Genomic DNA, 12,582 nt, shown 5'->3' with positions numbered 1-12,582 from the left:
GCATGATGGCCTTCGCAAAACGCATGCTTGGATCGCTCCGCGGCCGTAAGACGCAACTGGCGCTGGCGGTCCGGCTCGCGGTTGCCGCCGTCGCGGCCTATGCGATCGCCCGAGCGCTGCATCTGATGCTGCCGCTATGGGCCGTGCTGACCTCGCTGATCGTCACCCAGATGAGCGTCGGCCGCTCCTTGAAAGCGACCCGCGATTACATGGTCGGGACGGTCGGCGGCGCAGTCTATGGCGGCACCATCGCGATGCTGGTCCCGCATTCCGGCGAGGGGGGATTGCTGGCGCTGCTGGTGCTGGCGGTGGCGCCGATGGCCTTCATCGGGGCCATCAATCCCAGCCTGAGCGCCGCCACGGTGACGGCCGTGATCGTGCTGCTGGTCCCGGCCATGAACCACGCCAATCCGCTGGATTCCACGATCGACCGGCTCTGCGAGGTCACCGTCGGCGCGCTCACCGGGCTTGTGGTCTCGTTCCTGGTGTTGCCATCGCGGGCGATCAGCCAGATCCGCATCAATGCGGCGCAGCTTTTGGAACTGCTGGCCGCGGCATTCGCCGAACTGCTCGCAGGCTTGACGCGCGGGCTCGACAACGACGCCCTGCACCGTATCCAGGATGGGATCGGCACGGCGATGGCGAGCCTCCACGCGACCGGCCTGGAAGCCGAGCGCGAGCGCGCGACGCATTTATCGTCGGGACCCGATACCGGCCCATTGCTGCGCACCGTCCAGCGCCTGCGCCACGATGTCGTGATGATCGGGCGCGCCAGCGTGGTGCCGCTGCCGGCCAATGTGCAGGCAAGGCTGGCGCGGCCACTGTCCAATGTCAGCAGCGCGATCGTCGATTATATGCGCGCGGCGGCTGTATCCCTGCGAAGCGGCAGCGGCACCGTGGACATTCAGCCCGTCGATGCGGCGCTGCAGGCCTATGCCGCCGAAGTCGCCGCGTTGCGAAGCGAGGGCCTGATCCGCGGCGTGCCCGTCGATGTCGCGGAGCGGTTCTTCGCGCTGGGATTTTCGCTGGAGCAGATGCGGCAGAATCTGAACGATCTGGATCGCTGTCATCAGGATTGGCGCGAGGCACCGCGACCATCTTGATTCACGTTGGTCAGCCTCAGGCCGCAACCTGGCGCAGCAGGGCCGGCACGATCAGCCGGTGAAACGGCATGATGATCGCCAGATAAGTCCCGCCGAACCAGTTGTGCGTCTTGACCAGCGTCGTTGCGGTGACCTGCCTGATGCCGCCGGGCGCCGTCACGTCGACGACGACGCGAAAATCGAGATGACGGTCGTTGAAGCCGGCGATCAGGCGGTCCGGCGTTTGGCTCACGACCGGAAATATCCCGATCATGTCTCTGGGCGGGACCATGCCCGCACCCGATGTCTTCAGTCCCAGCGGCGCGACCAGCAAATTGCGCAACGACAACAGCGCCTCGGCCCATCGCGGCTGACGCGCCATCATGCGTTCAGCGGCTCGCCTCGCGTCGAGATCACAATCCTCGATTTCAATTTGAAAGGCGTCGGCGAAGTGGGCGCCTGCCAGCAGCGTATCGGTATCGGCGGAGGGGGTGATCTCGCGGACTTTCATCGGAACCCAAGCTTGCTCGTGAGCCCACGGAAGCGCAAGAGCAGAAGCACGGCATAGACGGCGGTTCCGATCGACAGCCCGATCCACACGCCGACGGCGCCCGATGGCGTCCAGAAACCGAGCCAGCAGGCGCAGGCGAAACCGATCAGCCAATAGCTGAGGATCGCGAACAACAGCGGCACGCGCGTGTCGTTCATGCCGCGCAGCGAGCCGGCGGCGACGGTCTGGATGGCGTCGGCGATGAAGAAAGTCGATCCGACCAGCAGCAGCGTCGCGGAAAGTTCGGCCGTCGCGTCGGTGCTCTCGCCCAGGAAAATCTCTGCAATGCTAAAGCGGCTGACGATCACGGCGATTGTCAGAACCGCGACGAGCACGATGCCGAGCCAGGTGGCAACGTAGCCGGCGCGCCGGACTGCGCCCGCGTCGCCGCGGCCGACGGCATGGCCGACCCGCACGGTGGCGGCCATGCCGATGCCGAACGGCACCATGAACAGGATGGCGGCGACCTGCAGCGCAATCTGATGCGCCGCCAGCGCCGTCGTGCTGATCACGCCCATCAAGAGACCGGCGGCGCCGAACAGGCCATACTCGAGCAGGAACGAGAAAGAGATCGGCGCGCCGATGACGACGAGTTGCCGCATCAGCTTCCAGTCGACGCGCCAGAAATAGCCGAGCACGTGATACTTCCGGAATGGGCGGCGGCGGGCGGCAAACCACAGGCCCGCCAGGAACGTGCCGAGATTGACGATCGAGGTCGCCAGCCCAGCGCCGAACAGGCCGAGTTCCGGCAGGCCGAACGCGCCATACAGCAACAGATAGACCAGCACCGCATTGGCCGGGATCGCTGCCAGCGTGATCCACAGGATCGGCTCAGGCCGGTTGATCGCGCTCATGAAGCCGCGGATCGCCAGAAACCACAACCCCGGCAGGATGCTCCACGTCAGCCCGAACAGATACTCCTGCGCGAGGCGCGCCGCCGTCGGCGCCTGGCCCAGCACCAACAGGATCGGTTCGCCGCGGAATGACAGCGCCATCATCGGCAGCGACATCAGCAGTGCGGCCCACAGGCCGACGCGGAGCGAACGCCGGATCGAACGCGGATCACGCGCGCCGAACGCCTGCGCCGCCAAGGGTGCTACCGCGGATACCAGCCCCATGCCGAAGGTGAAGCTGACAAAGAAAACCGTATGCGCCAGCGTGGCTGCCGCCATCGCCTCGGTGCCGAGGCGGCCGATCAGGGCAATGTCGGTCGTCATCATCGCGATCTGCCCGAGCTGCGTCAGCGCGATCGGAACTGCGAGCTTCAGCGTTTCGGCGAGTTCCAGCGCGAGATGACGTCCGGGCACCACTGTGGAATCGGGCGGCGCGACTGATGTGGCTTCGACTTTTTCGAGCATTGCAACGGACTAACACCGACGAAGGTCAGAAAAGTGACTGCGCGCAGGGTCTAGCCACCGTCTCGTGCCGGCACGCGGGTGATTTTTGCACCGAGTGCATTGAGCCGTTCCTCGATGCGCTCATAGCCGCGCTCGATCTGGTCGGCGTTGTTGATTGTGCTGGTGCCCTCGGCAGCCACCGCCGCCAGCAGCATGGCCATGCCGGCGCGGATGTCGGGAGAGATCATCGCCGCGCCGCGCAGCCGGCTCGGGCCGGCCACGATCGCGCGATGCGGATCGCACAGCACGATGCGGGCGCCCATCGAGATCAGCTTGTCGACGAAGAACATCCGCGACTCGAACATCTTTTCGAACATCAGGATGACGCCGTCGCATTGCGTGGCGGTGACGATCGCGATCGACATCAGGTCGGCCGGGAAGGCCGGCCAGGGCTGGTCCTCCAGCTTCGGCACGTGACCGCCGAAATCGTCGTGGATTTTCATGGTCTGGCCCGAGGGCACCACGAGGTCGTCGCCCTCGACGCCGCAGACGATGCCGAGCCGTTCAAAGCCCATCCGGATCGAGCGCAGATGCTCGACGCCGGCTTTCGCGATGCGCAGCGGCGAGCGCGTTACCGCGGCGAGCCCGATCAGGGAGCCGACCTCGATATGGTCGGGCTGAATGGAATAGTTCGTGCCGCCAAGCGTCGCCGGGCCGTGCACGATGATGGTGTTGGTGCCGATGCCCTCGATCTTCGCGCCGAGCGCGACCAGGAAATGCGCGAGGTCCTGCACATGCGGCTCGGAGGCGGCGTTGCGCAAGAATGTGGTGCCGTGGGCGGCGACGGCTGCGACCAGCGCGTTTTCGGTCGCGGTGACGCTGGGCTCATCGAGGAATACGTCGGCTCCCCTCAACTTGGTCGCGCGGAATTCGAGCCGGTGCGTCGCGGTGACGGTGGCGCCCAACTGCTCGAAGGCGAGGAAATGCGTGTCCAGACGTCGCCGGCCGATGACATCGCCGCCGGGCGGCGGCAGCGCCACCTCGCCGCAGCGGGCGAGCAGCGGCCCGGCCAGCAGGATCGAGGCGCGGATCCGGGCACAGAGTTCGGGATCGAGATCCGCGGCGCGAACTTCCTTGGCGTGGATCGCCAACGTATTGCGCTCTCTCCATTCGGCCGAGGCCCCGACCGAACGGATCAGTTCGACCAGCGTCTCGGTGTCGCGGATGCGCGGCACGTTTTCCAGCGTGACCGGGTGCTCGGTGAGCAGGGCGGCAGCGATGATCGGCAGCGCAGAATTCTTGTTGCCGGACGGCTCGATCGTGCCCGCGAGCCGGTGGCCGCCTTCAACGATGTATTGAATGGGTGACACGGGCGCTCGATGCCTCACACGTCGACATTGGCGCTGAGCGAATTATCCTGGATGAATTCGCGGCGCGGCTCGACCACGTCACCCATCAGCTTGGTAAAGATGTCGTCGGCTTCGTCGACCTCCTTGATCTTCACCTGCAGCAGCGAACGCTCGTTGGTGTCGAGCGTGGTTTCCCAGAGCTGGCCGGGGTTCATTTCGCCGAGACCTTTGTAGCGCTGCAACGCCACGCCCTTGCGGCCGGCGTCGGTCACCGCCTCGAACAGGCTGACCGGCCCATGGATCGCGGTCTCCGCATCCTTGCGGCGCAACACACCGCCCATCCGCGGGTAGGACTCCTGTAACCTCACCGCGTAATCGTCGAGCTTGCGTGCGTCGGCGGAACCCAGCAGGGCGTCGTCGATCATGGCGACTTCCTTGACGCCGCGGACCGTGCGCTCGAAAGCAAAACCTTCGCCTTCAGTGAAGCGCCCGATCCAGCCGCGCTCGACCTCGTCGGCCAGCGCATCGAGCCGCCTGGCGATGTAGTCGGCGGCGGCATTGGCGGTGGCGATGTCGCCGGTGATCTTCGGGCTCAGGACGCCCGCGATCGCCGCCTGCTCGACCACCTTGCGGTTATAGCGGCTGTGCAGATTGTTCAGGATGCCGCGAATGATGCGCGCGTCTTCCACCAGCGACAGCAGGTCGCGGCCGCCACGCTCTGCGCCTGACGCTGGCTTGAAGACGCAGTCGTCGAGGCCGGTTGAGATCAGATAATCTTCCAACGCGCGCTCGTCCTTAAGGTACTGCTCGGACTTGCCGCGCGTCACCTTGTAGAGCGGCGGCTGCGCGATATAGAGATGGCCGCGGTCGATCAATTCGCGCATCTGCCGGTAGAAGAAGGTCAGCAGCAGCGTGCGGATATGGGCGCCGTCGACGTCGGCGTCCGTCATCACGATGATCTTGTGGTAGCGCAGCTTGTCGGCCGAGAAATCGTCGCTGATGCCGGTGCCGAGCGCGGTGATCAGCGTGCCGATCTGCTCGCTTGACAGCATCTTGTCGGTGCGGACGCGCTCGACATTGAGGATCTTGCCGCGCAGCGGCAGCACGGCCTGGAATTCGCGGTTGCGGCCTTGCTTGGCGCTGCCGCCGGCCGAGTCGCCCTCGACGATGAACAGTTCCGACTTGGCCGGGTCTTTCTCCTGGCAGTCGGCGAGCTTGCCGGGCAACGAGGAGACGCTCAGGGGACTCTTGCGAGTCAGTTCGCGCGCCTTGCGGGCGGCTTCGCGCGCGGCAGCCGCCTGGATCACCTTGCCGACGATGACTTTCGCCTCGCTCGGATGCTCCTCGAACCACGCCGCCAGCGCCTCGTTGAGTACGTTCTCGACCACGGGGCGGACTTCCGAGGACACCAGCTTGTCCTTGGTCTGCGAGGAGAATTTCGGGTCCGGCACCTTCACCGACAGCACGGCGGTGAGGCCTTCGCGGCAATCGTCGCCGGTCAGCGCGATCTTTTCTTTCTTGGCATTGGCCTCGGCATAGCCGTTGACCTGGCGCGTCAGCGCGCCGCGGAAGCCGGCGAGATGGGTGCCGCCGTCACGCTGCGGGATGTTGTTGGTGAAGCACAGCACGTTCTCATGGTAGCTGTCGTTCCACCACAAGGCGGCCTCGACGCCGATGTCGTTCATCTCGGCCCGAACCATGATCGGGGCAGGCACCATCGCCTTCTTGTTGCGGTCGAGATATTTGACGAATTCCTCGACGCCGCCGTCGTAACGCATCGCCTCGCGCTTCTCGACCGCGTGGCGCATGTCTGACAGCACGATATTGACGCCGGAATTCAGGAACGCGAGCTCGCGCAGGCGATGCTCCAACGTGGGGAAATCATATTCGACGTTGGTAAAAGTCTCGGTGGATGCAAGGAAGGTCACTTCGGTGCCACGCTTGCCATTGGCGTCGCCGACGACCTTGAGCGGGGCGACCGCATCGCCATGGGCGAATTCGATGTAATGCTCTTTGCCGTCGCGCCAGACACGCAGCTGCAGCTTGCTGGACAGCGCGTTGACGACGGAGACGCCGACGCCGTGCAGGCCGCCGGAAACCTTGTAGGAGTTCTGGTCGAACTTTCCGCCGGCGTGGAGCTGGGTCATGATGACCTCCGCCGCGGAGATGCCTTCGCCCTTGTGGATGTCGACCGGAATGCCGCGGCCGTCGTCGCGCACCGTCACGGAGTTGTCAGCGTTGAGGATGACTTCCACCGCGGTGGCGTGGCCCGCGAGCGCTTCGTCGATGGCGTTGTCGACGACCTCGTAGACCATGTGGTGCAGGCCGGAACCGTCATCGGTGTCGCCGATATACATGCCCGGCCGCTTGCGCACGGCGTCGAGCCCCTTCAGCACCCGGATCGATTCCGCGCCATATTCGACCGGAATGGGATGCTCAGTTTCGGCAGGAGTCTGCCGGGCAGGTTCTGTCATGTGAGGCCTTCGCGGGTGTCCCGAATCAGCTGCGCAATATGAGGCGCTGATTGGTCTATTTGTGCCATGAAAGAGGCATCGCGCCTAGCGCAATCTCTCCCTCAACAAGTCATTGAATAAATGGCGATTTTTTACCCTTTTTCAAGGTCTCCGAGGGCCGATTCTGGCGCTCTCGAAAAGCGCGATTCTACGGCTGATTCTGCGCCCTCGGGGTGCGGATTTTTGGCTGTCGTTGCGGCGGGAAATGGCATGCCGCCGCGGACCTGCTAGAGAAAGGCGGCGCGGCAGCTTGTAGTCGTTGTCCGCCGTCAACAGCGATCCCGGGTTAGCGTTCCATTGTCCAAGCCTTCACCAAAATATCGGCCCGATGTCGACGGCCTCCGGGCCGTCGCCGTGATGCTGGTCCTGAATTTCCATGCGTTCCCGGACGCCATGCCGGGCGGCTTCATCGGCGTCGACGTGTTCTTCGTGATTTCGGGCTTTCTGATCACGGGCATCATTACGCGCGAACTGGAACTCGGCCGTTTCAGCCTGGTCGAGTTCTACAACCGGCGGATCCGGCGCATCTTCCCGGCGCTGATCGTGGTGCTCTGCGCCACGTTGGCGCTGGGCTGGTTCTGGATGCTGCCAGAGGCCTTTGTGCAGCTCGGCAGCGATAGCTTCGCCAGCGCGGCGTTTTTGGCCAATATCGCGCTGTTGCTGCAGTCCGGCTATTTCGACGTCGAATCCGCCAAGAAGCCGCTGCTGCATCTATGGTCGCTCGGCATCGAGGAGCAGTTTTATCTGTTCTGGCCGCTGCTGCTGATGTTCGCAGCTCGCTTTCGAATGAGCATTATGGCGATGGCTGCGATGCTCGGCATCGCCTCTTTCCTGCTCAACGTGGCATTGATCGGCTCAAATCCGATCGCGACGTTCTATCTGCCGTTCACGCGCGCGTTTGAATTGCTGATTGGCGCGGTGCTGGCCTGCGGCTGGATCAACGTCAATCATTCCAGCGTGGCGAGCAGCCGGCGCGCCTGGATCGGCGTGACGCTGATCGCTGTTGCAGCCGTCATTCTCGACAGCCACCGCGCCTTTCCGGGCTGGTGGGCGGTGCTGCCGGTTGCCGGCAGCGCGCTTCTGCTATCCGCGCCTGCGGCGTGGGTAAACCGGGTCGTGCTGGCAAGCCCGCCGCTGGTATGGATCGGGCTGATCAGTTACCCGCTCTATCTTTGGCACTGGCCGCTATTGGTGTTCGGCGGGATCATCAAATTCGGTCCGCTGACGCTGCCGGAGCGCCAATTGATATTGCTTGCGAGTGCGCTCTTGGCCTGGGCGACCTACCGGTTTGTCGAGATACCGTTCCGTTTCGGCCTCCCGAACCGGCGCAAGATGTTCAGCCTCGGGGCCGGCATGGCGATGATAGCGGTTGCGGGTATTGCCGTCATTTGGGGCCGCGGCTTCGACTTCCGGCTGCCGCCGGAAATCCGCGCCATGGCCAGCGTGCGGACGGAGAGCTTCAAGTGGCGGTTTCATGAATGTCTGCTCGATCTCAGCCGCGAAACGACGTTTGCCGAAACTTGCGTTGAGCGCGATCGGCGTCCGCTGGTCCTGATCTGGGGCGATTCGACAGCCGGCGCGCTGCTGCCCGGCCTGCGCAAGGCTCAGGAAGCGCGAAATTTCGGCATTGCGCAGCTGACCTCCAGCTCCTGCATTCCGGCGCTGAATGCCGACATCGCGAGCATGCCAAATTGCCGCGCGATGAATGACAAGGTCTTTTCGCTCGTCCGGCAGATCAGCCCGGACGTCGTGTTGTTGCACGGAACCTGGGAAAAGCATCTCGACAACGTGGCTGAGACCGTGGTCGCGCTGAGGAAGGAGACCAACGCACGCGTCGTCGTTCTCGGCGGGGTACCGACGTGGCGGCGCGGGCTTCCCTCCGAGGTGCTCAGGTATTTCATCCTTCATCGCGCGCTGATCCCGGAACGTTCGCCGAATGCCGCACCTCCGACCGCCTATGATGCGGTGATGCGCGCCAGGCTCGAGCCGCTGGGAGCGGAATTCATCTCGGCGTCGGACGTCTTTTGCAATGCGCAGGGTTGCCTGACCCGCATTGGCGATGCGGCGGCGGATATCTCCGTCAGCGATCAGGTGCACATCACTGAAAAGGGATCGGTCTTTCTGATCGCATCCATCATCGACCGCTTGCTCGTCGGCGAGGCGAGCAAGCCGAGATAGGGTACGCGCTCAATACATCTGCAGCGGTAGCACGTCGCCGCCGGGCCCGATCATCACGCCCCAGGTATCGCCGGCGCCGATCTCGATCTGGTTGTTGCGCGCCGGCCCGCCCGCGATTTTCAGCGCATACTGGTATTTGCCCGGCGGCAGATCGATCATCGGAGGCCTTGGCGATTGTGGTCCGCCGGCGCCGGCCGCGATCTTGATCGTCTGCTTATTGATCGAAACGGTGGCGTCGCTCTTGCCGATATTGCCGAACATCAGTTTGGACTGGCCGGGCTTCGGTACGACGTCCGCTTTCCCGGCTGCGGCCGGATATTTCTGGGCGAGGTTGATCGAGGTCGCGCCCTTGCTGCGGCTGAGTTTCAGCGTCGCCGGCCCGTCGGGCGAGGTGAACGCCAGTTGCACCTGGTCAGGTTTCACGATGGCGCCTTCCGCCGTCTCCTGCCAGCCGCGTTTGCCGAGTTCGCTGCGATAGAAGACCAGCACCGAATTGAGCGTGGCGGGAACGCTGGCCTCGAGCTCCCTGCGGAACGGGGCGTCGCTGCCGGGCATCTTTCCGGTTCCGATCGTGCGCATGGTGCGTTTGCTCGGCACCGGCAACGGTGAATCAGCCTCCGCTTCGAGAACCTCGTCGGCGGCTTTGGCCTCCGGTTCATTGGAGGCTTGAGTGCTCGATCCGTCAGCCCTGGCGGCGATCTTGGCGTTTGCCATCACCAGGCCGGTACCATCGGCGCTGACCTTGACCTTGGGTCCCATCTGCATGGCGGTGAGCGAGAATGCTTTGCCGCCTTTGGAAAAGTCCATCACGACCATGTTGGCCTGGTTGATCACCGAAGGCCGCTCCTTCCAGCCCTGCGATTTCAGCGCGCTACGATAGAATGCGGCGATCGCCCTCACGCTGGAGGCGGAATCGAATCCGAGCCGGCCGTCGGCGCCGTCGAATTTCACGTTTTCCGCGTTCTCCGGCAATGGCACCGGGGTCGAACTGTCGGCAAGCGCGCGCAACGGCTCATCCGATAGACCGGTGGCCTGCGCCACCCGCCGCGCTTCATCGGCGGCGATGACCTGCTTTGCCATCGCGGCGGCATCGCTCATGAACTTCGCGTCGGCCTCTTTCTTCGCCCTGGCGCGCGCGGCCAGCGCCGCCTCCTTCATCTGCGTGGTGAGGCTGGCGATGGTCAGGTCGTATTTGCGGCTGAGCTTCAGCGTCGCGGTCTGCTCGGGTGATGAAAAATTCAGTATGACGTTATCCGGCGTAACAGCCGCGCCGGCTGTCTCTTCCATCCAGTTGCGGCTTGCGAGTTCGCGGCGATAGAACGCAAGCGTTGCGGGAAGCTCGGCGATGACGGCGGCCTCCATCTCGCGGCGGACGGAGTCGGAGCCGCCGAGACTCTTCGCGGTCCTGGTCGGCTTCGGCCGCGGCAGGCCGGCCATCTCGGAATCGGCCTCCAGCGTCTCCGGCAGTGCGAACGGCGCGACCCGGATTTCCACGCCGGTCCTGCCATCGTCGCGGCGCAGCAGCGTCAGCATGATCGGCCGCTGCCGGTAGAAACCATCGCCATCGTCATGGCTGTAATAGGCGCGGACGCCGTTTGGGGCCGTCTCGTTGAGCTCCGCATTGGGCCAGCGCGCCGCCGCATCGGCGGCAGCGAGCGGCTTCCAGCCGATCGCGGTCATTTCCTTGCGGAAGAAATCGAGTGTCGCGTCGAGCGCGAGCGGCGCGATGCAGCCGAGATAGGGGCGGTTCTGGTCGAACACGACATCGGTCGCATCGGGCGGGAAGGGCACATTCGCGGTGATCCGGTCGGCGGTGTAGGATACCACCGACTGGTCGGGCCGTCCGGGGCCTTGCGAGAACGAAACGCGCAGCCCCTGCTGAGCCTTCTTGAAAGTCAGGGATGAACTCTTCTCGTCGAGGGGGCGCGCATATTGAATCCAGCCATCGGCGGCGAGCAGCTTTTTGGCAGCAGTGCTCGAGAGTGCGACCACGGTCGGAACGCTGTAGCTCATGCTGTAGGATTGTGTGCGCGAGGAATCTTCGACGGCGCCTTCCAGGCGCGGCAGCGCGCGGACGTCCACGATGCCTTTGTCGGCCTTCGCCGCAAGCGGCGCGCCGACAGCAAGCAGGAAGATCAGCGGCAGCAGGCGTTTTCCGGCCGGGACGATCTCGCGCGCGATCTCAGGCATTTTCGTCTCCGGTATTTGCCGGCGTACTGGCCGCAGGACCGCAATGGCCGCGACGTCGTTGACGCCATTTCCGAAAACTAGTCGCGCCGGCGCAGGAATAGGTTCAAACCGGGCCTATATGGGGTCAGCCGCGGCGGCTCAGGTACGACGGTTCACTTGGCCGGATTCCACGTCGAAAATCTCGCCCGTCGCGCCGATATCGACGAAGGCGGCCGGATCGGCCCCGGTCATCCAGACCTGCGCGCCGAGCTTTGCGAGTTCGTCGAACAGCGCCTTGCGCCTGTTGGGATCGAGATGCGCGACCACTTCGTCGAGCAGCAGCAAGGGCACGATGCCGGTCATTTCGGCAACGAGGGTGGCATGGGCCAGCACCAGCCCGATCAGGAGCGCCTTTTGCTCGCCGGTGGAGGCGTCGCGCGCCGGCATGCTCTTCGGCGCATAGACCACCTGCAGATCGGTGAGGTGGGGGCCGTCCAGCGTGCGGCCTGCCGCGGCGTCGCGGGCGCGGCTCGCACGCAGGATCTCGCGGTAGCGATCCTCCACTGAGGTCGCGGACTCGTTGACCAGCGCGTTTTCCATCCAGCCGTCGAGCATGATCTGCGCCGACGGAAAGGCCGAAGCTTGCCCACGTTCGCGCAGCATCGCCGCCAGCCGCGTCACGGTCTGGCCGCGGGTGGCGGCAACGGCGACCGCAAGCTCGGCGGTTTCGCGCTCGATCGCGTCGCACCAATGGTCGTCATAGTTGCGCACTTCCAGCAGGCGGTTGCGCGAGCGCAACGAGCGCTCCAGTGCCGAGACGCGGCTGGAATGCTCGCTGTCGATCGCTAGCACCAGCCGGTCGAAGAAGCGCCGCCGCTCGGAAGCAGCGCCGAGAAACAGCCCGTCCATCGCGGGCGTCAGCCACACCATGCGCAAATGATCGCCGAATGCTGTGGCCGAACTCACCGGCTCGCGGTCGATCCGGCAGCGCCGGCTGGTCGACGCCGCCTCCGCGGCCGGCGCATCGATGCCGGTGCCGAGCGTGGCAAGCCCGAGCGCGCCCTCAACCTCGGCCGACACCGCCCAGGAACCGTCGCCCTGGTTGTCGGCGACATCCTCCAGCGTCGCGCGCCGCAGGCCGCGCCCCGGCGAGAGAAACGAGATCGCCTCCAGGCAATTGGTCTTGCCGGCGCCGTTCGGCCCCACCAGCACCACGACATCACCGCGCGCCTGCACGCTAGCCGCGCGATAGTTGCGGAAGTGCGTGAGGTTGAGGCGTTGGATGCGGGAAGGGGTCATGGTTGTCCTTCGTCATGCCCGGCCTTGTGCCGGGCATCCACGTCTTTGCTGCGTCCAAGACGTGGATGGCCGGGACAAGCCCGGCCATGACGCAATCTAGTGACT

The 12,582-nt window shown here is 64.8% G+C and carries 8 protein-coding genes; 2 read left to right on the top strand and 6 right to left on the bottom strand.

Features of this window, described 5'->3' with window-relative positions:
- Positions 1-5: 5 nt before the first annotated feature.
- A complete protein-coding gene (locus C7G61_RS03495) occupies positions 6-1,103 on the top strand; it encodes an FUSC family protein (RefSeq protein ID WP_190241657.1) in 1,098 nt (365 codons plus the stop codon).
- 16 nt (positions 1,104-1,119) lie between these two features.
- Here C7G61_RS03495 and C7G61_RS03490 read toward each other — a convergent pair whose 3' ends face one another.
- From C7G61_RS03490 to gyrB, 4 genes are read right to left on the bottom strand one after another with little or no spacing between them, the layout of a single operon-like run.
- Positions 1,120-1,593 (bottom strand): DUF2867 domain-containing protein, encoded by a 474-nt coding sequence (locus C7G61_RS03490; protein ID WP_108512624.1) that lies wholly within the window; start codon positions 1,591-1,593, stop codon positions 1,120-1,122.
- Positions 1,590-2,990, bottom strand: coding sequence for an MATE family efflux transporter (locus C7G61_RS03485; RefSeq protein ID WP_108512623.1), 1,401 nt, complete (start codon positions 2,988-2,990; stop codon positions 1,590-1,592). Before C7G61_RS03485 ends, C7G61_RS03490 begins: the two co-directional genes overlap by 4 nt.
- 50 nt (positions 2,991-3,040) lie before the next feature.
- Entirely contained in the window at positions 3,041-4,339 is a 1,299-nt protein-coding gene (gene murA / locus C7G61_RS03480) for a UDP-N-acetylglucosamine 1-carboxyvinyltransferase (protein WP_108512622.1), read from the bottom strand.
- Between the two features lie 14 nt (positions 4,340-4,353).
- A complete protein-coding gene (gyrB, locus tag C7G61_RS03475; RefSeq protein ID WP_108512621.1) occupies positions 4,354-6,792 on the bottom strand; it encodes a DNA topoisomerase (ATP-hydrolyzing) subunit B in 2,439 nt (812 codons plus the stop codon).
- A 336-nt stretch (positions 6,793-7,128) separates the two neighbouring features.
- Here gyrB and C7G61_RS03470 point away from each other — a divergent pair, with 336 nt between their 5' ends.
- On the top strand, positions 7,129-9,009 hold the full coding sequence (locus C7G61_RS03470; protein WP_108512620.1) for an acyltransferase family protein: 1,881 nt from the start codon (positions 7,129-7,131) through the stop codon (positions 9,007-9,009).
- 9 nt (positions 9,010-9,018) lie between these two features.
- Here the strand turns inward: C7G61_RS03470 and C7G61_RS03465 are convergent, their stop codons facing one another.
- Entirely contained in the window at positions 9,019-11,199 is a 2,181-nt protein-coding gene (locus C7G61_RS03465) for a hypothetical protein (RefSeq protein ID WP_108512619.1), read from the bottom strand.
- Between the two features lie 138 nt (positions 11,200-11,337).
- A complete protein-coding gene (recF, locus tag C7G61_RS03460; protein WP_108512618.1) occupies positions 11,338-12,477 on the bottom strand; it encodes a DNA replication/repair protein RecF in 1,140 nt (379 codons plus the stop codon).
- Positions 12,478-12,582 lie beyond the last annotated feature (105 nt).

Origin of the sequence: Bradyrhizobium algeriense (assembly GCF_003062295.1) — a bacterium.
In the GTDB taxonomy this organism is placed as follows: Bacteria; Pseudomonadota; Alphaproteobacteria; order Rhizobiales; family Xanthobacteraceae; genus Bradyrhizobium; species Bradyrhizobium algeriense.
This window is presented reverse-complemented; position numbering and strand designations above follow the sequence as displayed.

Bases quoted from the DNA above. Each gene is read 5' to 3' on its own strand.
- C7G61_RS03495 (WP_190241657.1), top strand. From the start codon at position 6: ATGGCCTTCGCAAAACGCATGCTTGGATCGCTCCGCGGCCGTAAGACG.
- C7G61_RS03490 (WP_108512624.1), bottom strand. From the start codon at position 1,593: ATGAAAGTCCGCGAGATCACCCCCTCCGCCGATACCGATACGCTGCTG.
- C7G61_RS03485 (WP_108512623.1), bottom strand. From the start codon at position 2,990: ATGCTCGAAAAAGTCGAAGCCACATCAGTCGCGCCGCCCGATTCCACA.
- gyrB (WP_108512621.1), bottom strand. From the start codon at position 6,792: ATGACAGAACCTGCCCGGCAGACTCCTGCCGAAACTGAGCATCCCATT.
- C7G61_RS03465 (WP_108512619.1), bottom strand. From the start codon at position 11,199: ATGCCTGAGATCGCGCGCGAGATCGTCCCGGCCGGAAAACGCCTGCTG.
- recF (WP_108512618.1), bottom strand. From the start codon at position 12,477: ATGACCCCTTCCCGCATCCAACGCCTCAACCTCACGCACTTCCGCAAC.